This is a genomic window from Achromobacter animicus, from assembly GCF_040775605.1.
Taxonomy (GTDB): domain Bacteria; phylum Pseudomonadota; class Gammaproteobacteria; order Burkholderiales; family Burkholderiaceae_B; genus Achromobacter; species Achromobacter animicus.
On sequence record NZ_JAYGJK010000001.1, the window covers coordinates 3,255,610 to 3,278,685 of the forward strand.

At 64.4% G+C, this 23,076-nt stretch carries 19 protein-coding genes; 6 read left to right on the forward strand and 13 right to left on the reverse strand.

Annotated features, from left to right (window positions below; translation table 11 throughout):
- Nucleotides 1-133: 133 nt before the first annotated feature.
- From AB3147_RS14735 to AB3147_RS14760, 6 genes are all read right to left on the reverse strand, one after another.
- Complete coding sequence (locus AB3147_RS14735) at nt 134-1,783, reverse strand: PepSY-associated TM helix domain-containing protein (protein WP_367352259.1); 1,650 nt, start codon at nt 1,781-1,783, stop codon at nt 134-136.
- A gap of 17 nt (nt 1,784-1,800) precedes the next feature.
- Nucleotides 1,801-2,091 carry a hypothetical protein gene (locus AB3147_RS14740; RefSeq protein ID WP_239212797.1) on the reverse strand — a complete coding sequence of 97 codons (291 nt, stop codon included), beginning with the start codon at nt 2,089-2,091 and terminating at the stop codon, nt 1,801-1,803.
- A complete protein-coding gene (locus tag AB3147_RS14745; RefSeq protein WP_367352260.1) occupies nt 2,078-2,380 on the reverse strand; it encodes a hypothetical protein in 303 nt (100 codons plus the stop codon). Before AB3147_RS14745 ends, AB3147_RS14740 begins: the two co-directional genes overlap by 14 nt.
- A gap of 88 nt (nt 2,381-2,468) precedes the next feature.
- Complete coding sequence (locus tag AB3147_RS14750; RefSeq protein ID WP_367352261.1) at nt 2,469-4,622, reverse strand: TonB-dependent receptor; 2,154 nt, start codon at nt 4,620-4,622, stop codon at nt 2,469-2,471.
- Nucleotides 4,623-4,820: 198 nt separating this feature from the next.
- Nucleotides 4,821-5,453 (reverse strand): substrate binding domain-containing protein, encoded by a 633-nt coding sequence (locus AB3147_RS14755; protein ID WP_367352262.1) that lies wholly within the window; start codon nt 5,451-5,453, stop codon nt 4,821-4,823.
- A gap of 13 nt (nt 5,454-5,466) precedes the next feature.
- Nucleotides 5,467-5,709 carry a LysR family transcriptional regulator gene (locus AB3147_RS14760; RefSeq protein WP_367352263.1) on the reverse strand — a complete coding sequence of 81 codons (243 nt, stop codon included), beginning with the start codon at nt 5,707-5,709 and terminating at the stop codon, nt 5,467-5,469.
- 97 nt (nt 5,710-5,806) lie between these two features.
- Here AB3147_RS14760 and AB3147_RS14765 point away from each other — a divergent pair, with 97 nt between their 5' ends.
- Nucleotides 5,807-6,556 carry a glucose 1-dehydrogenase gene (locus AB3147_RS14765; protein WP_367352264.1) on the forward strand — a complete coding sequence of 250 codons (750 nt, stop codon included), beginning with the start codon at nt 5,807-5,809 and terminating at the stop codon, nt 6,554-6,556.
- A gap of 61 nt (nt 6,557-6,617) precedes the next feature.
- Here AB3147_RS14765 and AB3147_RS14770 read toward each other — a convergent pair whose 3' ends face one another.
- Nucleotides 6,618-7,244 (reverse strand): DUF2625 family protein, encoded by a 627-nt coding sequence (locus tag AB3147_RS14770; protein ID WP_367352265.1) that lies wholly within the window; start codon nt 7,242-7,244, stop codon nt 6,618-6,620.
- A gap of 258 nt (nt 7,245-7,502) precedes the next feature.
- On the opposite strand from AB3147_RS14770, the gene AB3147_RS14775 reads away from it, so the two are divergent.
- On the forward strand, nt 7,503-8,837 hold the full coding sequence (locus AB3147_RS14775) for an MFS transporter (protein ID WP_367352266.1): 1,335 nt from the start codon (nt 7,503-7,505) through the stop codon (nt 8,835-8,837).
- 190 nt (nt 8,838-9,027) lie between these two features.
- The gene (locus AB3147_RS14780) at nt 9,028-9,768 is read left to right on the forward strand and encodes an SDR family oxidoreductase (protein ID WP_367352267.1); all 741 of its coding nucleotides are present in this window, start codon (nt 9,028-9,030) and stop codon (nt 9,766-9,768) included.
- 23 nt (nt 9,769-9,791) lie between these two features.
- Here AB3147_RS14780 and AB3147_RS14785 read toward each other — a convergent pair whose 3' ends face one another.
- Nucleotides 9,792-11,705, reverse strand: coding sequence for a B12-binding domain-containing radical SAM protein (locus AB3147_RS14785; protein WP_367352268.1), 1,914 nt, complete (start codon nt 11,703-11,705; stop codon nt 9,792-9,794).
- A 79-nt stretch (nt 11,706-11,784) separates the two neighbouring features.
- Nucleotides 11,785-12,990 (reverse strand): alpha/beta hydrolase family protein, encoded by a 1,206-nt coding sequence (locus AB3147_RS14790; RefSeq protein ID WP_367352269.1) that lies wholly within the window; start codon nt 12,988-12,990, stop codon nt 11,785-11,787.
- Nucleotides 12,991-13,241: 251 nt separating this feature from the next.
- On the opposite strand from AB3147_RS14790, the gene AB3147_RS14795 reads away from it, so the two are divergent.
- Genes AB3147_RS14795 through AB3147_RS14805 form a run of 3 tightly spaced genes read left to right on the forward strand, consistent with a single transcriptional unit; the run spans nt 13,242 to nt 16,108 of the window.
- Nucleotides 13,242-13,895, forward strand: a complete 654-nt coding sequence (locus tag AB3147_RS14795) for a hydrolase (RefSeq protein ID WP_175136389.1) — start codon at nt 13,242-13,244, stop codon at nt 13,893-13,895.
- 13 nt (nt 13,896-13,908) lie between these two features.
- Nucleotides 13,909-14,208, forward strand: a complete 300-nt coding sequence (locus AB3147_RS14800; RefSeq protein WP_056561574.1) for a XapX domain-containing protein — start codon at nt 13,909-13,911, stop codon at nt 14,206-14,208.
- Nucleotides 14,201-16,108: an amidohydrolase gene (locus AB3147_RS14805; protein WP_367352270.1), complete on the forward strand. Its 1,908-nt coding sequence runs from the start codon at nt 14,201-14,203 to the stop codon at nt 16,106-16,108. The genes AB3147_RS14800 and AB3147_RS14805 overlap by 8 nt, the downstream gene beginning before the upstream one ends.
- Before the next feature lie 27 nt (nt 16,109-16,135).
- Here the strand turns inward: AB3147_RS14805 and AB3147_RS14810 are convergent, their stop codons facing one another.
- From AB3147_RS14810 to AB3147_RS14825, 4 genes are all read right to left on the reverse strand, one after another.
- Nucleotides 16,136-17,146 carry a Bug family tripartite tricarboxylate transporter substrate binding protein gene (locus tag AB3147_RS14810; RefSeq protein WP_367352271.1) on the reverse strand — a complete coding sequence of 337 codons (1,011 nt, stop codon included), beginning with the start codon at nt 17,144-17,146 and terminating at the stop codon, nt 16,136-16,138.
- A 309-nt stretch (nt 17,147-17,455) separates the two neighbouring features.
- On the reverse strand, nt 17,456-17,971 hold the full coding sequence (locus tag AB3147_RS14815; protein WP_367353540.1) for a DUF6708 domain-containing protein: 516 nt from the start codon (nt 17,969-17,971) through the stop codon (nt 17,456-17,458).
- Between the two features lie 281 nt (nt 17,972-18,252).
- On the reverse strand, nt 18,253-21,465 hold the full coding sequence (locus AB3147_RS14820; RefSeq protein ID WP_367352272.1) for a T6SS effector BTH_I2691 family protein: 3,213 nt from the start codon (nt 21,463-21,465) through the stop codon (nt 18,253-18,255).
- A gap of 358 nt (nt 21,466-21,823) precedes the next feature.
- Nucleotides 21,824-22,933: a cyclic nucleotide-binding domain-containing protein gene (locus AB3147_RS14825; RefSeq protein ID WP_367352273.1), complete on the reverse strand. Its 1,110-nt coding sequence runs from the start codon at nt 22,931-22,933 to the stop codon at nt 21,824-21,826.
- Nucleotides 22,934-23,076: the final 143 nt, after the last annotated feature.

Here is a 23,076-nt window from a genome sequence, read left to right on the forward strand (position 1 = left end):
TACTCTGACTGAATCAGATCTGTCTGGTATTCACGTTTTGACGAGGATTGGATCGCCGGGCACAGAGACTAAAAATCTGCAAGAGCGCGCGGTTTTTTTGCTTGTATGAGGTGCCGGGCGGGCGGCCCGGCGCTCAAGCGTGCGATTCAGCTGTGGTGTCCGCCCCGGGGCGCGAGCGCCGGAGCGCCCACGCGCTATCTGCCTCGCCGTGCGCCAGCCGTCGCTGCGTGACTCGCGCCATCCATGTGAACCCGAGCGCCATCGCCAGCGCGGTCGCGTCCACGCCCAGCGTTGCTGCCGACGAGTGCGCCCACAAGCCGGTTGACGGCGCCACCACGCCCAACAGTGAGGTCAACGGAATTGCCAATGTGAACGCGGCCGCCAGCCATAGCAGATGCACCGCCGCCGCAGCACCGCCTCGCACGAACGACCAGACAATGGCCGCGAAGAACGCCGCGTAATACAGTCCTTTGATCCACATGTCCAAGTCGGCGACGTGCCCATGCAAACCCTTGGCGGCGACCATCATGAGCGAAATGCCGCACACGCTGCCCAGGCACACGCCCACTGTCGCGGACGCCATCAACCGCGTGTCGAGCCGCTGCACCGGCACCGCGCCGGTTCGCCGGTCCGCGCGCTTGCGCCGCGACTCGATCCAGAGCAGGTTGCCGCTGTAGAACAGCCACGCGCCCGCCAGCCCCAGCAGGAAATACAACCACTGCACCGCCGCGCCGCCGAAGGACGCCATGTGCAATGCAAAGAAGCTGCTGACCCACAGGTTGGCCGCATCCTGGCGACCCGGCAGGTAGTCGGTGTTGAGCACCTTGCCGCTGTACGGGTCCATCGCCACGAAGCCGCCGCGGGCGCGGGGCGACACCGCGGCCGGGTCCTTGCCCCAGATGCGGACGATGGCGCGTGGCGCGGTCACCTGCGTGTACTGCAGCGCAATGGGCTCGAACGATGGCGACAGCCTGCGCGCATGCTGCAGCAACTCTTGCGGCGGCAGCATGGCGGATGGATCGCGCGGCGCGGCGTCGGGCGTAGCGCCACCACCGCGCTGAAACACCGATTCCAGCTTGCCGCCGTACATCAGCCGGTCCTGAATGTCGTATATGCCATCGTGAAACGCGAACACGACCGAGCTGAGCGCCATCACGATATGGAACGGCAGCGAGATGATGCCCACCACGTTGTGCGCGTCCAGCCACATGCGTTTGCGGTTCTTGCCCACCCGCAGCGCGAAGAAGTCCTTGACCAGCGAAGGAAGCAGAACGATGACGCCGGACACCAGCGCAATCGCATACAGCGACGCGACGACGCCCATGAACCAGCGGTTGGGGTCGCTGTCCGCCGGCAAACCGAGCACGCGATGCAGCACGTCGATGAAATTGCCCAGCCCGCTGGGCTCGGCCTCGCCGATCTGCACGGCCCCGGCCGCGTCCAGGCGGGCGACATAATGCCGCACGGATGACTCGTCATGGTCGTCGGCCTGCGGGTCGCGCACTTCCCATGCCATGCGCGCAGGCACGTTCTCGGTGGGCTGCAGATGAATGGTGAAGCCCTTGGCCACGTCGGGCCGCGCCGCCAGCGTCTTGGCGATCAGGTCGGGCGCGGTTTCAAGCGGCGCCATCGCCACGTCCGGCCGCGGCGACGCCCAGCGCGCGATAGGTTCCTTGAAGAGGGTCAGCGCGCCCGCGTAGAACGCAATGAACAGCGCCATGCCGGTCAGAATGCCCGTCCAGGTATGGACCGATTTGTAGATGCGGATGTAGTCGGCTCGCATGATGGAGATCCTCCTGCTTATAACGCGCCGGCCGCGTACAGCCCGCCGTACAGCGCCAGGCAGATCCCGCCCAGCCAGCACCAGGCGCGCAGACCGCTGCCGAAGAAGTAGACGGTGGACGCGATGCCCAGCCACACGGGCGGCACCAGCCACATGGCAAGCTGCGAGCGCGTCGCAAGCGGTACGGCGGAAGTCAAGGCGGCCAGCAGCGCGCTGGCGCCCAGGGCGATCGCGAATCCCAACAACGTGCCGGCCAGGGTCTTTGAGACCCAGTCACGGCGGATGGGCGCTGGCTTAGCGGGCGTCATCGCGTACTCCCCCGGGCATGGCTCTGCCGTACATCCGACGCAATACGCCCAGATGCGGAATCAGGCAGAAGAACAGCATCAGCGCCGTACAGAATACGAACACCGCGGTGACCACGGTGAATCCGTACAAGCATCCCCAGCCGCCCAACGCCAGCAGCACGATGCCTGCCGTGCGGGCGGGCGCGGCGGGCCACGGAGCGCTTGCCCACTGCTGGTTGGGCGATGCGCGATAGATGCAGAAGCAGCCGATGCACAAGGCAATCAGGCTGGCAAGGATGAGGACTGGCATGGTCACCCCGGAATGAATGATGTCTGGGTCCGCCGCACGCCCCGATCGCCGGAACCGAGGGCGCGGCGGACGCCATGCAGGCCGCCTGTCAGAAGGTGATGGCGGCGGACGCCATGACGCTGCGGGCGGGCCCCAACGTCGCAATGGGCGTGGTGTCGCTGAAGATGCCCGCGTAGTAATACTTGTTGAACACGTTGTTGACGTTCAGGCGCAGCACCACGTCGCGGCCATTGACCTTCGTCGCATAGCGCGCGCCCAGGTCGACCTGGCCCCAGCCGGGGATCTCGATGTTGTTGGCCGAATCCGCGTACTGGCGCGACGTCGCCTGGACGCGTCCGGTCAGCGTCAGGCCAGGCACCCACGGCGTATCCCATTCCACCCCGGTGTTGACCTGCCAGCGCGGCGCGCCGACGGCAGTATTGCCGTTGTAGCGGCCATATGAAGTCTTGACCTGCGTGCCCTGCGTGTACGTGACGCCACCCAGCACGCGCACGCCCTGCGCGATCTCGCCAAACGTATTCCACTCGACGCCGCGCACGCGCTTTTCGCCACCGTCCGCATAGGTGGGCTGGGTGGTGGAGCCTTCGGTCACGAGCATCGGCTTTTCGATCTCGAAGAGCGCCAGCGTGTTGGTGAAGGTGCCGGCGTTCCACTTCACTCCCAGCTCCTTCTGCTTGGTCTTGTAGGGGGCAAAGACTTCGCCAAAGTTGGTTGCGGTGGTGTCGGTGACGCTGTCGCCCTTGCTCAGGCCTTCCACGTAGTTCGCGTAGAACGACAGATCGGGCCCCCACGGCTTGACGACGACGGCCACGGCTGGCGTCACGGCGTCTTCGTCGTAGCGCGCCGTGGTCTTGCCGGTCTTGTCGAAGTTGCTGGTCTTCACGCGCTGGTTGCGCACGCCACCGGTCACGCGCAGTTTGTCGTCCAGGAACGACATGGTGTCGACCAGCGCCAGGCTGGTCAGCGTGTTCTCGCTGGTTTTGGGCGGGCTGCCCGGCAGTGCCGGCATGACCGGCGTGATGGGGTTGTAGATGTTGGAGCGGAACACCGATGCCGGACCGGTGGCCGATCCGTCCTCGAGCTTGAGGTAGGACGCCTGCAGCACGAGTTCATGGCCCACGCTCCCCGTCTTGAAGCGCGTGCGCAAGCCGCCCTCGGCGGTAGTGGCGTCGGTGTAGGCGCGCTGGCCTACGATCTGGCCGGTGAAGTCGCCGTTGGGCTGGATCTGCCGGGCATGCGTGCCGTTGATGAGGCCGGACTGGTCGCTGTCACGCCGGCCCACGCCCGCGAACGCCGACACGTGCTCATTGAAGCGGTACTCGGCCTGCCCCATGACGGCGTTGCTCTGGATGCTGCCGTAGGCGGTGCTGAACTGGTTGATGCGAGGATCGGGCGCCACCGGCACCACCGGGCTCGCAAACCAGAACATGGCCGGCGTGCCGCCCGTGAATGATTCCTGGCTGTGATAGGCGTCGATGGACGCCGTCAGCGCGCTGCCGCGGTAATCCAGGCCAGCCGATAGGAATTCGCGCTTTCTGGACTGGCCGTCCAGCGTGGTGGCGCCGTCGCTGAACGAACCGTTGACGCGCGCGCCCCATTCGTTGCGGGTCCCAAAGCGCCGGCCCGCGTCAATCGTGGTGCCCAGTTGCCCATCGGACAGCCAGTCCACGCCGAACGTGGCCGTGGGCGTGTCGGTCGCACGCTTGGTGACCAGATTGACCGTTCCGCCCACCGCGCCGCTGGGCGCCATGCCGCTGAACAGCGCATTGGGCCCCTTCAGCACTTCAACCCGCTCGACGAATTCCACGGGCGTGCGGCCCATGGGCGCCAAGCCGTACATGCCGTTGATCGCCACATCGTTCTGGTTGACGTCGAAGCCCCGGATGCGGAAGTTTTCGTAGGCGTGGCCGCTGGAGGTCGTGAAGCGCACGGACGGATCGTTCGCCATCACGTCGGCCAGCGTGCGCGCCTGCTGGTTCTTGATGAGTTCGGACGTATAGCTGGTGACGTTGAACGGCGTGTCCATGACGGACTGGTTTCCCATCAGGCCGAGCCTCGCGCCTTCTGCGACTTGGCCCCCGGCATAGACCGGCGGCAGGTCCCCGTCGCCCAAGGCGCCCGCCGTCACGGTGACCGGCTGCAACGTGGTCGCCTGCTGCGCGTCCTGCGCGTACGCCGCGTGCAACGGCAACATCAGGATGAGCGCCACGCTAGGGGCGATTCGCGCTACCCGCGAATCCATCAAAAACAATTTTTCCTCAGACACTTTCCACGCCCTCAAGTTCAATGCAAATGAGAATGATAGGCGCTTATCTTACGAAAAATATCGTTAACACGGCAGTGGTCAACCCGGCGTGCGCGAAGAATTTGCGCTCGCGCAAACGATTCGATGCGGACCTGTTTTAATTCCGCCACACGTCCTGCGCTCGCTCGGATGACGCTACGCAAGCGACTGCAGCTGATCCGCCATGAATTCGATGAACAGCCGCGCCCGCATGGGCGCGTGGCGGCCGAAAGCGTGCAGCACGGACACCGGCACGCGGGGCAATTGCGCCTCGGGCAGCACCTCGGTCAGCCGCCCGGCCGCAAGGTCGTCGGCGACCGCCAGCCGCAGGATCTGGATAATGCCCAGGCCGCCCAACGCGGCCGCGCGCAGCGCCGTGCCGTCGTCGGTGTCGAACACGCCCTCCGGGCGGACCACCTCCCCCGATGCGAACGTGATGGGAAAAGGGCTTCCGGCCAGCAGATATCGCACGTGCGCGTGGCGCGGCAGATCACCGATGCTGCGCGGAGTGCCACACCGCTTCAGATACGCAGGCGACGCCACCAGCGTCAGTGGCAGTTGCGCCAGTTGTCGCGCGTTCAGTTCCGAATCCGCGACACGGCCCGCGCGGATCGCAAGGTCGAATCCTTCGCGGATCAGATCCACATGGCGGTCGGCAAGGCTCATTTCCAGCTTTAAGTCCGGGTGCGCGGGCAGGAAGCGGTTGACGATGGGCGTCATCAGCAAGCGCCCCAGGTCGCCGGGCGCTGTGATCCGCAGGCGCCCTTGCGCGGTCGCTGCCGGCTGCATGACCTCGCTGGCATCATCCAGCGCTCGCAGCAGCGAGCGACACGCGCTCGTAGTAGGCCGCCCCCTCGGGTGTGAGCGACAGCACTCGCGTAGACCGCTGGAACAGCCGGATGCCGAAACGCCGCTCCAGCCGCGCGATGGCCTTGGACACGGCAGAAGGTGACGTGCCCAGGATCCGGCCGGCGCTGCTGAAGGAGCCGGCCTCGACGGCAGTGGCAAAGGCAACCAGCGCGGAAACGACAGGCGGCATGTCCATTGATAACCTTGCGGAATAGGTGCTTGTACAAAGACCCCATATTTAACGCCTTTTGGAATAGATAAAGTGGGCTTTCCTTCATCTTTCTGGAAAAGCCATGACCCAACTACAGGGAAAAGTCGCCCTCATCACCGGGGGCAACAGCGGCATCGGGCTCGCTTCCGCCCTCGCCTTCGCCCACGCCGGCGCGCAGGTCGTCATCCTGGGCCGCCGGCAGGACGCGGTGGACGCAGCCGTGCGCGCCATCGGCCATGACGCGCTGGGTATCACGGGGGACGTGGCCGATCTGGACACGCACGAGCGCGTGGTCGCCGACGTCCGGCAACGCTTCGGCGGCCTGGACATCTACCTGGCCAACGCCGGCGTCGCCATTCTGGAGCCGTCGGCGCAGGTGTCCGTCGAACACTACGACCGTCAGTTCGCCACCAACACGCGCGGGGTGTTTTTTGGCGTGACCAAAGCCCTGCCCGTACTGAACGAGGGCGCGTCCATCATCCTGATCAGCTCGATTGCCAGCGCCAAGGTGCTGGAAGGCCATGCCGTCTACGCGGCAAGCAAGGCCGCCATCGAAGCCATGGCCCGCAGTTGGGCGCTGGAACTGAAGGCGCGGCGCATCCGCGTCAACGTCATCAGCCCCGGCCCCGTGGATACGCCCATCCTGGAAAAGCTGGGACTGCCCGCTGATCAGCGCGCGGGGCTGGACGACGCCATGGCCGCCGCCATTCCGCTGGGCCGGATGGGCCGCCCCGACGAACTGGCGCGTGCCGCGCTGTATCTGGCCAGTGACGAGAGCAGCTTTGTCACGGGCGTCAACCTGCGGCTGGACGGCGGGATGGCGCTGACGTAGGGCGCCGGCGCGCCGGGCGGGCTGTAGCCGGCCGGGTCAATGCCCGACGTCAATGCCCAACCTAAATGCCCAATGTCATGGCGTAGTGTTCGGCGATATCGACCGCCTTGCGCGAACTGGCCGCCGGCGAGCCTTCCTGGGTCCACAGGAACGGATAAAACGAAAAGCACTGATCCGGTCCCAACGCCTTCACGTCGGCTTGCCATTCGGGCCAGCGCAACGCGGCATAGAAGTCCTCGATTCGTCCGGCCAGCATGGCTTGCAGGAAATCGGAGTAGCCCAGCTCCAGCGCCTCCCATTGCAGGTTGTCGGGCGCGCGGTAATAGAGCATGCCCGGATCATCGCCCAGCGCTCCGCCGTTCAGCGCAAAAAAGCCGCCCGCTGCGTCGTCCGCCACAAGCAGGAAGCCATCCGCCCGCCCCGCGTTCCAGCCGGCCAGGTCGCGCGGTAGGCGCGGATGCCCGCTGCCCAGCACGCGAAGCCAGCCGCCATCAAGCAGCAGGCCGCCCGTGCCGTGCGCGATGGCTCCCATCAGGGACCGGGTCGTCACTTGCAACGCATACAGGACATCGTCGTTGCGTGGCGAAGGCGGCAGGATTTCACACTGAACAGCCGCACCGGCAATCCAATCATGGACGAGCGGCAAGGCCGGCTCGGTTTCGTTGATGAGTTCGTTCAAAGGTCGCATGGGGCGCGATGCTGACCGGTTCAGCCTGATCTGGCAAGCCAGCCGCAAGCGCCCAGGGGGCCCGCCAGACCGCCCGCCAACTAGCGCTACAATCCGCGCCGGATTCCCGCCGAGCGTGCCCCGCGCCACCCGGCCCGCGCCCAAGCGCATGGCATTGCCCTCCCAAGCCAGGCGAACCATGACGCATTCCCCCAAACCCCATTGATCGTTTGTCCGGTCGCACCGGATGCTTTTGCTGTTCTGGAAATCGAGGATTTCATGTCTCGGCAGTTGTTGGGCCTGGTGCTCGGGCCCCTACTTGGCTTGTTCGTTGTCTGCATCGGCAACGCTTTCATCTCTTCCCTCACGACCCTGCAGTTGGACGCCGCCGGCGAATCGGCCACGGTGGTCGGCATCATTTCGTCGTCGTACTTCATCGGGCTGACCCTGGGCGCGATCTTCAATGACCGCCTGATCCTGCGCATCGGCCATATCCGCGCCTACAGCAGCTTTGCGTCGCTGATCGCCGTGACGGTGCTGCTGCAGGGCCTGATCTTCAATCGCGAGGCTTGGTTCGTGCTGCGCCTGATCAACGGCTGGGCAGGCGTCGGCGTCTTTCTGGTGGTCGAGAGCTGGCTGCTGCTGGCGGGCGATGCCAAGATGCGCGGCCGTCTGCTGGCGCTGTACATGATCGCGCTGTATGGCTCGGGCATGCTGGGCCAGTTGGAGCTGGGCGCGATCACGCGGCTGGGCGACATGGCGCCGTTCATGGTGGCCGGCCTGCTGGCGTCACTGTCCGTGCTGCCGATGGTGATTATTCCGCGCGTGTCGCCGCTGGTGGAACGTGTCGAGCCGCTGTTGCCGCAGCATCTGGCGCGCATGACGCCCACCGGCGTGATGGGTTGCTTTGGCTCGGGCGTGGCCATTGCCGCGGTCTACACACTGCTGCCGCTATATCTGCAGCGCATCGGCCTGGACGTTGCCGAGGTCGGCAAGATGATGGGCGCGGTGATTCTGGGCGCCATGGTGCTGCAGTACCCGGTGGGACGCTGGTCGGATCTGCGAGACCGGCAGGTGGTGCTGATCGCGCTAGCCGTATTCTGCGCCGTGCTCAGCCTGCTGATCCTGATGCTGCCGCCGGGCTCGTCCTTCTTGATGCCGCTGCTGTTCCTGCTGGGCGGCGGCGTCTTTGCGATCTATCCGGTCGCCGTCAGCCACGCGGCCGACCGCGCGCCGGCCGACGCGCTGGTGCGTATGATCCAGGGGCTGCTGCTGATCAACTCACTGGGATCGGCGCTCAGTCCGCTGGCGATTTCGCCGGTGATGGCGAAGTTTGGCGAAGCGGGCCTGTTCTGGTGCTTTGCGCTGTTGAACCTGGGGTTGGTCACGTTCTTTGTCTGGCGCCGCAACGAGCGTCCCGCGCCCGCCCCCGTGGCGCCCTTTGCGGCCGCCGCGCAGATGTCGCCGGTGGGTGTGGAGCTGCGCGTGACCGATGACCTGATCCAGGGTGCGCTCGATCACGAAATGACCGAGGATCTGACCAACGCGGTACACGGCGCCGAGGCCGCCGAGCCGGTGCTGAACACCGTACCGGACGCGCCGCCGACGGCCTGACGGGCGGCATCAAGCGGCAGATTTCGGTCGCCTTTGCGCCAAAACGGCGGGCCGGAACGCGCGCAAGCAGGGGGAATCGTACCGGCATGTATCCGCGATTCCTGCCACACACACTGCGACTTGAAATCGGTGGTGCGCGGGCGCGGGTTCAGCGGGATGATGCAAGCACCTACTGAAAACGGTGCACATCATGGAACAAATCCCACCTCTTGAATCCCCCGCCGCGCTCGTGTTCGGCGGCTCCCGCGGCATCGGCGCCGCCATTGCCGCGAGGCTGGCGGAAGCCGGCTATGCAGTGGCGCTAACGTACGCCAGCCGCGCAGACAGCGCCAACGCGGTCGTCGCGTCCATCGAGGCCAGCGGCGGGCGCGCGCTGGCCATTGAAGCCGACAGCGCCGACCCGCAAGCCATCGCCTGCGCAGTGGACACCGCCGTGCAACAGTTCGGGCCGCTGAGTGTCGCTGTCGTCAACGCCGGCATCTACCGCGCCAATCCGATCGGCGCAGTTCCGCTCGACGAGCTGGACCGGATGCTGGCGGTGAACGTGCGCGGCGTGTTTTTGGCCATCCAGGCGTCGGCCGCCAACATGCGCGACGGCGGACGGATCATCACCATCGGCAGCAACACCGCCATCCGGACCGGCTCGCCCGGCAGCAGCGTCTACGCCATGACCAAGGCCGCCGTCGCCGCGATGGTCAGCGGCGCGGCGCTGGACCTTGCACCACGCCGCATCACGGTCAACAACATCCAGCCGGGTCCCATCCAGACGGACCTGACGGCGGAATGGACGGCGCAGCTCATTCCCCGCATTCCGCTGGGGCGCATGGGCAAATCAACGGAAATCGCGGGTCTTGCGGCATTTCTGGCGGGGGCCGACGCCGGCTACATCACGGGCGCCAGCCTGACTGCGGATGGCGGCTTCGTGCTGTAGCAGCACGAACCGCGCCTGGACCACTACCCCCGCTGGCTCAGCGCGCGCGCAATCCGATGCCGCGCCACCGTCGTGCGCGGCACCTTGAACGGGAACCAGCTGCGCACGTCCTCTTCCAGGCCGATGCCGTGCATGAAGTTGTAGATGGCCTTCTTCAAACCCTTGCCCAGCGCGTCGTGATCCACGCCCGTGGGGTCGTGAAAGCCCACGTCGTTCTTGGCGAACGTGACGTCCGGCAAGGGTCTGAGCGTGATGCCGTATTCGTCCGGATTCAGGCCCACCGGCGAATGCACCGTACAGGCGAAGCGGTGAAAGAACCCGCTCTGGATGCAGTCATTCTCAAATAGCTGGCGTACGTACTCCAATGCGTCCACCGTGTCCTGCACGGTCTGCGTGGGAAAGCCGTACATCAGATAGGCGTGCACCAGCACACCGGCATCGCTGAACGCGCGCGTCACGCGCGCCACCTGGTCGATCGACACGCCCTTTTTCATCAGGTTCAAGAGCCGGTCCGACGCAACCTCCAGGCCACCGGACACCGCAATGCAGCCGCTGTCGGCCAGCAGTTCGCACAGTTCCGGGCTGAAGGTCTTTTCGAAGCGGATGTTGCCCCACCACGAAATGCCGGCGTTGCGCTCGATCAGCTCGGCTGCCAGCGCCTTCAACGCCTTGGGCGGCGCCGCTTCGTCCACGAAATGAAAGCCGGTCTGCCCGGTCTCGGCCACGATGGTCTGAATGCGATCGGCCAGCACGGACGCAGATGCGCCCTCGTAACGGCCGATATAGTCCAGCCCCACGTCGCAAAAACTGCACTTCTTCCAGTAACAGCCGTGGGCGACGGTCAGCTTGTTCCAGCGGCCGTCGCTCCAGAGGCGGTTCATCGGGTTCAGCATGTCCAGCAGCGACAGGTAGCGATCCAGCGGCAGGCCGTCCCACGTGGGCGTGCCCACCTCGGCGAACGCGACGTCCGGTTCAACCAGGTTGACGTACCGCACCGCGCCGCTGTCGGCATCGCGCACAAACGTGCGCACCAGGCGCTGGCGCGACCGCTTGCCCTGCACATGCTCCAGCAGCGCCAGCAAGGGGCGCTCGCCGGCGTCCAGCGTGACGAAGTCGAAGTAATCGAACACGCGCGGGTCTTTCAGTTCGCGCAGCTCGGTGTTGACGAAGCCACCGCCCAGCACGGTGACGATGGTGGGGTCCTGCGCCTTGATGGCCTGCGCGATGCGAAAGGCTGCATACACCGCGCCCGGAAACGGCACCGACAGCAGAACCATCGTCGGCTTGTGACGCGCCAGCGCCGCATCCGTCAGTTCGCGCAGCGTCTCGTCCACCAGGTTCATCGGTGCAGCCAGCGCCTCTGCCAGCGGGTCGAACGTCGGCTGGCTGCCCGCAAGCGATTCGGCATAGCGCACGAATTCAAAGCGCGGGTCGATGGCGTCACGCAGCACATCGGCCAGGTCGTTCAGATACAGCGTGGCCAAATGCTTGGCCCGGTCCAGCAGGCCCAGCGCGCCAAACGCCCACGCCAGCGGATCGCCCCCATCCTCGTCCAGATAGACGTCCAGCGAGCTGAAGCGCGGGCCTTCCGGCAGATAGTTGCGCCCGGCAATGCGGTGCGCCAGCGTGGGATCGCGGCCTTGCAGAAAGCCGATCACCGGGACAATGGTCGCCAGATAGCGCGCCTGCATGGCGACGAAGGCCTGGATCGGTTGCGTGTGTTTTTCAAGAGGCAGCGCGTCGATACGCTGCGCCATGGCACGCAGGCCGTCGGCCGACAACAGGCGCAGCACCAGGGCAAGCGCCAGATCCTCCTGATACGCGGTGACCTCGCGCGAACGCAGGAAGCCGGTCAGGTAGGCGGTGGACGGGTACGGGGTATTCAGCTGCGTCATCGGTGGAATCACCGACAGCACGCGCAAAGGCAAGGTCGACATGAGGCACGGCAGGACTGCCGTCTTAAAAGCGGGGATCGGTGCAATTATAGGCAGCGCGGCGGGCGCGGCCCGGTCCGCCCTACAGCACGCCGTCCAGCCAGTCCAACACGCGGCGGTTCAACAGCGAGCGGTTCGCGGATTCGCAGTGATCCCCCGCGCCCTCCTGCGCGGTGAAGCGCAGCAGCGTCTTGGGGCAGCGCAACTCGTCGAAGAACTGCAGCGTGCCAGCCGCCAACGGGTCGTTCTCGGCCAGCGTCATGAGCGTCGGGCACGTAATCTGGTCGACCCGGCCCTCCAGGGTGAACGGCTCGATTGCTCGCAGGTAGTCACGCAGATTGTCCACGCCGTGCACCCAGAAGCCGCGCTGCACCACCTTCCACGTCAGCGCGGGGCTGGCCGTGACGAACTGCCAAAGGCGGTCCATCACGGGTTGGTCCACCTCACCCAGGTTCTGCGCGCTTTCCGGGCTGGCGCCCAGCTTGACGGCCAACGGCCGGAATGAGCCCGCGAGGCTACGTTGGCCCGGGTCCGCAATGCAGGCCGCAAGCCGGGGTTCGCCGGACGCCGCACGTGGCGCCAGGTGGCCGCCCAGGCTCCAGCCGCTGAGTGCGATGCGTGTGGGGTCCACGATAGGCAGCGTGATCGCGTAGTCCACCACGGCGCCCACCACCGTCTCCCAATCGGGCCGCATTGTCACGCCCTGTTCGTACAGCATGCCGCCCTGCCCTGGCCCGTCAAACACCAGGGCGTGATAACCCCGGCGCGACGCGGCCACGGCGCTTGCAAAATACATATCCGTCACCGTGGCGTCATAACCGTTGGTGAAGATGACGAGCGGCCTGACGTCAGTGTGGTGGCCGACAGCCGGAATCAGATAGGCCGGCATATTCGCGCCGTCCAGCGGGATACCCACGGGCATGACGGGATGCGCAGACAGCGCGAGGCCTCGGTCGAAAGCCGCGATCTGCTTGCGAAAGGCCGCCAGCAACCGTGCATCTGTCGGCGCGCCATATAGCGGCCGATAAGCCGTGCAATAGAAGGCGCTGGCTCGCAGGTGCAGTTCACGCGCGCTGGCGACAAGGTTGCGGCGTTCGGCGTCTTGCGCCTCGGCGGTCAACCGATCACCCGCCGCCATCCAGGCCTCGAAGAATGCGGTGTCGTCCCCGTCGCCTACCGCCCGGCCCACCGCCAGCATTTCCCCCAGATCGGCACCGCCATAGGGTAGGTAGGCGGCCGGCCGCATGCCGAAGTCGTCGTGCAGGTCGTTCTGGAAAGCCAGGCCCATGGGATTCTCCGAAAAGGAAATACTGCGACGCGCCGGGACCGAAGCAGCGTAACCGAGCGACGCGCCCGTGGCGATACACCGTTTCGGCAATGCGTTTCGCCGATGCGCCCGGCCTATGCAGACCGTCTTTGCCGAAATGATCGCCCGCCGCGATCACAATCTTCAAACCGGCGGACTATCGTTCAATACGTCCCGCCGGGCGGCTGGCACATTGCCGGGGTCTCACACCCCGGCAACCGAAGGAATCACCCGTGCCTGTCATTGCGACCCCCGCCCCCGGCGCCAAGCTGCTGTCCCCGCACGATCACACGCTGATCATGATCGACTTCCAGTCGCAGATGGCGTTCGCCACCCATTCCATCGACGCCGTCACGCTGCGCAGCAACGCCGCGTTGGTCGCCCATGCGGCCGCCGGGTTCGGCGTGTCCACGATCCTGACGACGGTTGCCGAAAAAAGCTTCTCCGGCCCCATGTTCGAGGAAGTCACCGCCCCGTTCCCCGGCCGGCCGCTGCTGGACCGCACGTCCATGAACACCTGGGAAGACGCCGCCGTCATCAAGCAGGTCAATGAAATCGGCAAGAAGCGCATCGTGCTGGCCGGGCTGTGGACCAGCGTGTGCATTGTCGGCCCGGCCCTGTCGGCGCTGGATCAGGGCTTTGAAGTCTATGTGATCACCGACGCCTGCGGCGACGTGTCCGCCGAAGCCCATAACCGTGCCATTGAGCGTATCGTTCAGGCAGGCGGCCAGCCGGTCACCGCGTTGCAGTACCTGCTGGAATTGCAGCGCGACTGGGCCCGCATCGACACCTACGACATGACGACCGGCATTGCCCGGAAGTTCGGCGGCGCCTATGGCCTGGGCATCATCTACGCCAAGTCCATGTTCAACGCCCACGAAGGCTGATAGGAGCGCGCCAATGAAGGTCTACCTCGTTTCCTTGGGTCTCGGCCTGTTGGTCGGTATCATCTACGCCCTGTTCAATGTGCGATCGCCGGCGCCACCGGTGATCGCGCTGGTTGGCCTGCTGGGCATCCTGGCTGGGGAACAGATTCCCCCGCTGGTCAAGCGCCTGCTGGCGGACGAGCCCACCCGCACGTCCTTCATCCATGAACAGGTAAAACCGCATATGTTCGGCGAATTGCCCAGCTGCCCCAAGGCGTCCGCCGACACCGCCCAACAACCCGCCGATGCATGTGGAGACAAGCGCAATGGCTGACACCCTGGATCCCGCGCGCCAAGGCGCCCCCGACCTCATCCTGCATCAGGGCCGTTTCACGACCCTGGACCCTGCCAACCCCATCGCCGACGCGGTCGCCATCAAGGACGGCCGTTTTACGCGCGTGGGCGCAGCCAGCGACATCCTGCCTTTGGCAGGCCCGGCCACCCGCGTCATCGCGCTGAACGGACGCGGCGTGCTGCCCGGCCTGATCGACAATCACCTGCACATCATCCGCGGCGGCCTGAACTACAACATGGAACTGCGCTGGGACGGCGTGACCAGCCTGGCCGACGCCATGGCCATGCTGCGCCGCCAGGTCGCCATCACGCCCGCTCCGCAATGGGTGCGCGTGGTCGGCGGCTTCACCGAACACCAGTTCGCGGAAAAACGCCTGCCCACCATCGAGGAACTGAACGCGGTGGCGCCCGATACGCCCGTGTTCATCCTGCACCTGTACGACCGCGCCCTGCTTAACGCCGCCGCCCTGCGCGCGGTTGGCTACGACAAGAACACGCCCGCGCCTCCCGGCGGCGAAATCGTCCGGGATTCGGCCGGCAACCCAACCGGGCTGCTGCTTGCCAAGCCCAACGCATCGATCCTGTACGCCACGCTGGCCAAGGGGCCCAAGCTGCCCTTCGAATACCAGGTCAATTCCACGCGCCACTTCATGCGCGACCTGAACCGCCTGGGCGTCACGGGCGCCATCGATGCGGGCGGTGGCAACCAGAACTACCCCGAGGACTATCAGGTCATCCAGCAACTGGCCGACGCCAATCAATTGACGATCCGCCTGGCCTACAACCTCTTCACCCAGAAGCCCAAGCAGGAAAAGGAAGACTTCCTGAAATGGACGGCCACCTCGCAGTACAAGCAAGGCACCGACTACTTCCGCCACAACGGCGCGGGCGAAATGCTGGTGTTTTCGGCGGCCGACTTCGAAGATTTCCGCCAGCCGCGGCCCGAGATGGGGCCCGAGATGGAAGGCGACCTCGAGGAAGTCGTGCGCATCCTGGCGCAGAACCGCTGGCCCTGGCGCATGCACGCCACCTATGACGAGACCATCTCGCGCTCGCTCGACGTGTTCGAACGCGTGAACAAGGACGTTCCGCTGGCCGGGCTGAACTGGTTCTTCGACCACGCCGAGACGATTTCCGAGCGCTCCATCGACCGCATCGCCGCGCTCGGCGGCGGTGTGGCCGTGCAGCATCGCATGGCCTACCAGGGCGAATACTTTGTCGAGCGCTACGGCGCCGGTGCCGCCGAGGCCACGCCGCCCGTCAAGCGCATGCTTGAAAAAGGCGTCAACGTGTCGGCGGGCACCGATGCCACCCGCGTCGCCTCATACAACCCGTGGGTGTCGCTGTCGTGGCTCATCACGGGCAAGACGGTGGGCGGCCTGCGGCTGACCCCGCAGCGCAATTGCCTGGACCGCGACGCCGCCCTGCGCATGTGGACCGAGAACGTCACCTGGTTCTCGAACGAACAGGGCAAAAAGGGCCGTATCGCCGTCGGCCAGCTTGCCGATCTGATCGTGCCCGATCGCGACTTCTTCTCGTGCCCCGAATCCGACATCGCCGACACGAGCAGCCTGCTGACCGTCGTGGGCGGCAAGGTGGTCTGGGGCGCAGGCGAGTTTTCCGAACTCGACGAGGCCGCCCCGCCGCCCGCCATGCCCGACTGGTCGCCCACGCGCCTGTTCGGCGGCTACGGCGCCTGGGGCGACAGCGAGGGCAAGCCTTTGCAGGCCACCCTGCGCGAGGCGGCCGCTGCCTGCGCGTGCGCCAACGACTGCAATGTCCATGGCCACCAGCACGCCGGGGCCTGGGCCAGCAAGCTGCCCGTTTCCGACCTGAAGGGTTTCTGGAGCGCGCTGGGCTGCGCCTGCTGGGCCGTCTGAGGATGCATTGCGGGCCGGGGCTTCCCGTCAGTTGACGGTGATGCCCCCCTCGCGAATGACCTTTGCCCACTGCTCGATCTCGGCGTTCAGCCGGGCCTTCGACGCTTCCACATCCAGCGCGTCAGCGTAAACGCCTTGCTGCAGCAGTTGGGCCTTGGCATCGTCCTTGGCCAGCGCCGTGGTCAGTGCCTTATTGATCTTGGCCACGATAGGAGCCGGCGTGCCCGCCGGCGCCATCACGCCAAAGAGCGAACTGACGTTGAAGCCGCTGAACCCTTGCTCCTCGGCAGTGGGAATATCCGGCAGCATCGAAACGCGCTGCGGCGTAAGGACGGCCAACGGACGCAACTGGCCTGATTTGATGAACGAGATTGCAGCAGGAACCGTCTCGGTCATCGTCTCGACCTGTCCTCCGACCAGATCGGTCATGGCCGGACCGCTGCCGCGATAGGCCACGTGCACGATGTTGACGCCCGCGATCTGCTTGAACAGCTCCATCGCCATGCGCTGCGGCGCGCCGGCGCCCGACGAGGCGAAGTTGAGCTTTCCCGGATTCGCCTTGGCGTAGGTCACCAGTTCGGACAGCGATTTGATCGGCAGCTTGGGATTGACCACGGCCACCAGCGGCACGAAGCCCACCACGCCAGCGGGCGCGAAGTCCTTGCGCAGGTCGTATGGGATCGTGTCCTTCTCCAGGGTCGCCATGACCGAGTGCGAGGTCAGCGCGCCCATCAGGAGCGTATAGCCGTCGGGCTGAGCCCGGGCCACCTCGGCAGCGCCGATGTTTCCGCCAGCGCCGCCCCGGTTCTCAATTACAACCTGGCCGCCGATCTCATCGCTCAGGCGCTGGCCCACGATGCGTCCGATGACGTCGGTGGCGCCTCCCGGCGGGTAAGGAATGATCAGGCGGATGGGTTTGCTGGGATAGCTGTCGGCGGCCTGCGCGGAGGCAAGGCTGGGGACGGCGAATGCGGCAGCTGCGATGACGGCTGCAGCGACGATGTTGACGCGCTTGCGCGCGGCATGCGTACAGATCATGGTTGTCTCCCGATGCGTTCCTATGGCTGGAAAGCTTTAGACGCATGTTCGCAAACTCTCGCCTGCGCAAAGAGAAAAACTTTTATGGTCTGACAACAAAATCCTTGCGAGTCTTAGGGCATTTGGATGAGGGAAAGGCGCTTACCCGAGGTCGACGCGCTTTAGGCTGAGGCTTTCTCAGACTTCGGGATATGCATGATGTTGCCAGAGGCAAAAGCTGAATCGGCCCGGGTGCTTGGATAGGACAACGTCGCTCCTGCTCGCTCACGCTTTCAGGGACGTCCGCCGGTTGGTGAACCGCTAACGGCCTCACGGCCAGGTGCGCGACTCGAGATCCAAATCAGCGGGCCACTGAACTTTCGGCGCCAGTCGCAGGCCCGGGTCAAACGCCGGTACGTAATTGTTCCAGTCGCGCGGTGGGTTCGAATACTTCGGCAGCGCCCCGGGTCCCTGATTCATGAACGCGCGCGCCATCGCCCACATATGTTCGCCATTGGCATTGCTGCCTGCCAGTTGAAAACGGTCGACGACGTGAAGGGTGTCCGGCGCGACTACGGCGATGTCAACGCCCCACGCGAAGAACGGCACACCGCTGGGGCTCGGGGCCATACGACTCCAGGATTCTGCTCGAAGGTCTTCCCAATTGAAGACGATAGGGCAAACGCCCCAACCTCTGCGGCTTATCGGGCCGCCGCGGTGAAACCGATACAGGTAGACTTTGCCGCGCTTGCGATTGAAGCGGATTGGTTCGTCTCTAGGCGGGCATATACTCGCTCTTAACATGCCTATTCCCCCGATTCCCGCGCCAATGGATACAGCGGTCATGAAAGTTGGCAAGGCTAAGACTCCAACATCTGCGCCTATGAGTCTGACGAAAAAAAAATAGATCAAGGACAGCAGTGCCGTAACCAACACTACGAGAGAGAAAAAGAGCAAGACGGTACGATTCCCTCGCCTTGTCGCGCTTAATTCCAAGTATTTGTCGTTCGCGAAATTCGGAGGCCGCCCAATGGGAAATAACGGCCCGGAGGGGGCAACTTGTGGCAACGGCAGATCTGCCCTCCAGCCGTCAGTTGGATCATCGAGTAGTGGTTTGGCGCCTTTCTTCACTTGACCTCCACCACTTCCACACTGGCCACGACTTCCGAATCGTGAATATTTGGAAAATATTCAAAGGAGAGCCGCACCTGGTCGATATCATGCTTTCTTTTGAGTTTTATATTCCCCTCAATAATAAGAAAGCGCGTTTCCACCCCATCTATTGCGGTGATTTTTCTTTCCCCGATGACTGGTGTAACGGTCTCGGGCAGGTAGTCCAACCGTTTTTCCGAGTTGCACCTCTCGAGCGCTAGTGGTGCGCTTGACGGGTGGCCACCCGACGCCAGATTCTCATCCCCGGAATATCGTCTGACAGAGAGGCGCCAGTTATAGCCAGCGCGCGCTGAATCATATTGGGGAAGAACTATTTGGTAGTCCAGATCTGAGCCCAATTTCACGTACACCTCCACACCCAAGGCCGCAGCATTTAATGCCGAAACCGCAGTACTCGCGTCGGGAAACCTGTGCGTCCCTGCAAGCCCAAAGTCGCTGTAGTAAGCCCAACGTTCCAAAGGAGAAGACTCTGCCTCTTCACCATGCTTTAGAGCGAGGTACGCGGCAACGCCGAGAATAATGGCCCAACCGACTGGCCCAACAATGAACGAGGCGCTCATAATCGCCGTAGTGCCGACAAAGGCGGCATATCCGGCAAACGCGGCACTAAGCGTAAATAGGGCCGCGGCCGTGAAATACGCATCTTCCGGTTTTCCCCGTCCTGAGGCGTCGACGCGTCTGGCTGCACGAATCGACGCGAGTGCATCCACAAAGCCAGACACTGCAGCCATCACTCCCCCAAACCGTGCCAAAGTCTTACCTGCATCTGCGATTCGGCTGATAGCCCCAGTTCCGGACACGGAGGCGCGGAGGGCCTTCCGCGCGTGCTCAGCGCTGCCCTTCATCGTCAGTCCCACCACTTCAATGCTTCCTCCCAGCACTCCTATCGACGCCGAATACACCGCCAACACAGCTTCCTCGTGTTTGGCTCCAAAGGCTGCATCTACGGCTTCAACAGATTTACGCAACCCCTGGGATAACAGGTACGTACCGCCCACAGCGACCAGCAGTTCGGCATTTCCTACCGTTCCGCGGGCAATCGCCGCAGCACTGCGCGCGCCCCTCAATCCGGAGCGCGCAAGTTCGGCAGCCTGGAATGCGCTGAGCTGAAGACCAGCTAACGCCTTGCGCACCTCCGGCTCCAGCGTGCCGGCGAGCACCTTGAGTTCGCTTAACCCTTCGCCGGCTCGGCGCGCGGCGTCTCCGATAACCTCCCCTGTTTGCTGGGTGGCATCCTTGACGACGTCGCCGAACCGCTTTCGCAGGTCATTCGCGTTGCCTTCGACCCAGAGCACCACTTCAACCATCTGTTCCGCGAGTTTGGGGTCACTTAAGGCAAGACTGAGGACACCGGCAGTCAGCACCGACCGCACCTGCTTGTGCGCCTTTCCGGTCGCCTGCGCGATGGCAGCAGCAAGCCTGTTGCGGTCTTCCCCGATCTGTTTGCACATCAATGTGTAAAACTCGCCCAGCTTCATCTGAACGGCGACCTGGGTCATGTACGTCCGCGAATACAGCAGGAGCGATGCGCTGTTCACGCGCGTGGCGACGTTGCGCACGCCGGCATCAACCTTCAGTTCCAGTCGGCTCACCGCACTGTTGTAAGCCGCCAGCACACTCGCGATTGCGTCCTGGACATTCGGCCAAATAAGTTTGTCGCCCAGGTCGCTACTGGTAATGATCTTGGTGATCGGGGCATAGAGCTTGCCGAAGTCGTTCCAATCCAGTTCGCCCTGATTGCTGAACGTGGGAACGAGGCTTTGCATAAGGTTCTTGTCGAGCGCGAGCAAGGTTTTGAAGACGATGCTCTGACCATCCTTGATCCACGCTTCCCAAGCCCGCGCCGACGGCCCGTTGACGGCTTGAGTGTTGCCCTCGGAATCTGGTTTAGGCGTTGCTTCGGTGATGCCGCCGCTCAGGCACAGCTCCATGGTGCGGATGTAACCCAATACTGAGTACGCGTTTTGCGCATCGTAGTCATGGCGCTCAGCCACACGGAACATCGGGTTGTTGAGGATCTGGTCTGTGTAGAGCGCGGCCAGCCTATCCACTTGCGTCTGCAACCGCGCCTTGTGCGCTTCGAACGACCGCTCCCAACGGGCGCGCGCGGCTTCGTCATATCGCTCGTCAAGGCGCGCAAGCAGATTCTCAGCCTTGTGCTCGACCTGTTCGGCTCGCTCGCGGGCGGGATCGCCGAAAACCGGCGGGCCGCCGGACTCGGTAGGCATCATCTCCCAGGCGGCATTCGGGCTGTCGGCGATGGCGTCGCCCGCGGCCACCTTGCAGAGTTCACGCAGGCGTTTGAGGCTTTCGGAGGTGAAAAATTTGTAGTTATTGAGCGGGTCTGCCTCGTAAGCCTGCCGCTCCCTTTGCCAACCCAGGCGCTGATGATTGATTTCCTGGACCAACCCGACTGGGTCCGGCAGGACCAGCGCCAACACGCCATTCGGCAACTGTTCGCGCTGTGTCTGAGTTCGGACGAAGCCCTGCAGCGCGTTCAAGCGATGATTGCGCGAGCAAAAGCCGTGCACGCTGACAAAATCGCCGATGGTGGGTGTGGCGTATTCCAGCACCTGCTGATCGACGTGAAGCCTTTGCTCCGTCATCGCGATGCCTACGCTCGCGGGATCTTCGCGGGCAGTCTTTAGGTCCAGCCTATGAAACCTGGCGCTCACTGGCGACTGTTCGGCCGTGAAACTTTGAAGATATCGGTTCAATACGTTTTCGGACCACGGATCGCTGGAGAATGCAATCCACGCGGTCGTGAACAGTTCGGTATCGATGTTGATGAACGAAGCGGGGACATCGTGGTCCCGGTGAATGCATCTTTCGCTCAGCGGCTCTGGCGTTGCCCGCGGCATGGAAAATGGGTTGAACTGACGCAGCGCCCCTTCGGGCGTCACCTGATAGGCCTGCCACTCTCGCTTGTCGAGCAGCACATAGAGATACCCTTCACGCAGCGTCCGCGGCTGATCGAACCGCATCGGTACTGCAGCCAGATCGCCGCCGCCGGCAAGCGGCCGCTTGGATGTGGCAGTGGGCATGGGCGCATAGGCCGATCGCAGCGGAAGAATCGGCAGGCCGGTACGTTCGCAGGCTTTGCATGTGCCCGTAGGGTTAGGGACAGCATGGCGGATCGTCTGGCCCAAGATCGTGCTGATGCTCATGAGTTCCTTTGCTTGGCGCAGTGCGGCGGTAGTCGGTGATGACCTATCGCCTCAATGCAAACCCTGTGCCAAGTTGGAAGCGTCTTTCCGTTGTTCTTTCTTATCAACTGCTTACGCGTGCTTCACCGCCAAACATGGGAATCCCAACGGCGCAAAAGCAGCGAAAGTGTTTTTTTCAACGGAAGTTCGGGCCATTTGTGGCCCGAGATTCTTCAACGGTTTGAAAACAAACAAAAAAGAATCGGGCCAACTTTGGCCCGGGCGAGCTAAAGTTGGCCCGATCACCCCCATTCAGGCGAATCGCAGATCTCGTCGTCGACTCATCTTTGTCCTCGCCTCTGCCCATCCGCCCCGGCCCTCAATGCGCCGACGCATCCAAAAACCGATGCACCACCCGCACCGCAGCCGCGCCCTCGGCGATGCTCGCCAGCACATGCTTCACCGACCCGGCACGCGCTGCCCCCACCGCAAACACACCCGGCTGCGAGCTTTCATAATCCCTGGCCTGCATCGACCCCGCGGCGGCACGACCCGTATGGATGCAGCCCTGGTCGTCCGTGTCCAGCCACCCGTCCAGCCAGGCGGTGTTGGCCTGATCGGTCACCGTTTCCGCATCGCCCTGCATGCCGGTCGCAACGATGAGGCTGCGCGCCTCGACGAGCCGGCCGTCGTCCAGCCACACCCGATAGGGATAGCAGCCGCCGTCGAAGCGGCAGACCGTGCGCAGCGGCAGCACGTGCGCGCCGAAGCGCTTGCTCTGGTCCTGGGCGCGGCGCAGCAGCGGGCCCTCGCATAGTCCGGTGATCGTGCCGGGGAACCCCTTCAGCACGTCCAGTCCGGACGCGTCGCCACAGGAGAGCGAGCCGCCCACCAGCAATGTCTGCAGCCCCTCGGAGGCGGCATAGGCGGCGGCGGCCAATCCAGCCGGCCCGCCGCCGATGACGGCCAGGTCCATGACGGGATCTTCCTGCGCGCTTCCCGCCACAGAGCGCAGAATGGCGCCCCCATACGGCCGGCGCCGCAGATACCCGATGCGGCGCAGCATGAACGCGCGCAGGATGATTTCTGCCAGCGGACGCTCCGCCAGAATCAACGTTTCAAGCGCTGCGCGGCTCAGCCGCAACAGGCGGCTGGGGGTGTTGGCGCGCACCGTGACTGCATTCGGCCGGTCGGTGAAGAGGTCCAGGCTGCCCGTGAATTCGCCGTCACGATGGACAAGCAGACTGCGCATGGCGCCGCCAGCGTCGGCTTCCAGCACTTCGGCATAGCCCTGGAGCAGGATGTAGAACGCGGCTTCGCGATCACCGCTGTTGAGCAGCACGCGGCCCGGCTCGGCCGACATCTCCTCGCCATAGGCGGCCGCGCGCTCGATCAGCGCGCGCGGCAGCATCGGAAACGCCTGCGCATGCAAGGCGGCCAAATCGGGCGGCAGGTTGGCCGGCGCGGGGCCAGCGGCAAGAACACTCATGGAACGCTTTCGGAACATCGGGGACAGAGGGAAGGCATTCCATCACGGTAACGCCAGGGCGCGGGCACGTCTTGCCCACTTGCGTCCTGCTTTGCACGAAAGAGCAACGCTTGCGTCCTCGGCAACGAAGCCGCGCCAGCCGG

What these genes read in the sequence shown, in the direction of transcription:
- AB3147_RS14825 (WP_367352273.1), bottom strand. Translation starts at nt 22,933, where the DNA reads ATGAGTGTTCTTGCCGCTGGCCCCGCGCCGGCCAACCTGCCGCCCGAT.
- AB3147_RS14815 (WP_367353540.1), bottom strand. Translation starts at nt 17,971, where the DNA reads ATGACCGCTGTATCCATTGGCGCGGGAATCGGGGGAATAGGCATGTTA.
- AB3147_RS14770 (WP_367352265.1), bottom strand. Translation starts at nt 7,244, where the DNA reads ATGCGACCTTTGAACGAACTCATCAACGAAACCGAGCCGGCCTTGCCG.
- AB3147_RS14745 (WP_367352260.1), bottom strand. Translation starts at nt 2,380, where the DNA reads ATGCCAGTCCTCATCCTTGCCAGCCTGATTGCCTTGTGCATCGGCTGC.
- AB3147_RS14750 (WP_367352261.1), bottom strand. Translation starts at nt 4,622, where the DNA reads ATGGATTCGCGGGTAGCGCGAATCGCCCCTAGCGTGGCGCTCATCCTG.
- AB3147_RS14760 (WP_367352263.1), bottom strand. Translation starts at nt 5,709, where the DNA reads ATGGACATGCCGCCTGTCGTTTCCGCGCTGGTTGCCTTTGCCACTGCC.
- AB3147_RS14775 (WP_367352266.1), top strand. Translation starts at nt 7,503, where the DNA reads ATGTCTCGGCAGTTGTTGGGCCTGGTGCTCGGGCCCCTACTTGGCTTG.
- AB3147_RS14755 (WP_367352262.1), bottom strand. Translation starts at nt 5,453, where the DNA reads ATGCAGCCGGCAGCGACCGCGCAAGGGCGCCTGCGGATCACAGCGCCC.
- AB3147_RS14740 (WP_239212797.1), bottom strand. Translation starts at nt 2,091, where the DNA reads ATGACGCCCGCTAAGCCAGCGCCCATCCGCCGTGACTGGGTCTCAAAG.
- AB3147_RS14810 (WP_367352271.1), bottom strand. Translation starts at nt 17,146, where the DNA reads ATGATCTGTACGCATGCCGCGCGCAAGCGCGTCAACATCGTCGCTGCA.
- AB3147_RS14785 (WP_367352268.1), bottom strand. Translation starts at nt 11,705, where the DNA reads ATGTCGACCTTGCCTTTGCGCGTGCTGTCGGTGATTCCACCGATGACG.
- AB3147_RS14765 (WP_367352264.1), top strand. Translation starts at nt 5,807, where the DNA reads ATGACCCAACTACAGGGAAAAGTCGCCCTCATCACCGGGGGCAACAGC.
- AB3147_RS14805 (WP_367352270.1), top strand. Translation starts at nt 14,201, where the DNA reads ATGGCTGACACCCTGGATCCCGCGCGCCAAGGCGCCCCCGACCTCATC.
- AB3147_RS14780 (WP_367352267.1), top strand. Translation starts at nt 9,028, where the DNA reads ATGGAACAAATCCCACCTCTTGAATCCCCCGCCGCGCTCGTGTTCGGC.
- AB3147_RS14820 (WP_367352272.1), bottom strand. Translation starts at nt 21,465, where the DNA reads ATGAGCATCAGCACGATCTTGGGCCAGACGATCCGCCATGCTGTCCCT.
- AB3147_RS14735 (WP_367352259.1), bottom strand. Translation starts at nt 1,783, where the DNA reads ATGCGAGCCGACTACATCCGCATCTACAAATCGGTCCATACCTGGACG.
- AB3147_RS14800 (WP_056561574.1), top strand. Translation starts at nt 13,909, where the DNA reads ATGAAGGTCTACCTCGTTTCCTTGGGTCTCGGCCTGTTGGTCGGTATC.
- AB3147_RS14790 (WP_367352269.1), bottom strand. Translation starts at nt 12,990, where the DNA reads ATGGGCCTGGCTTTCCAGAACGACCTGCACGACGACTTCGGCATGCGG.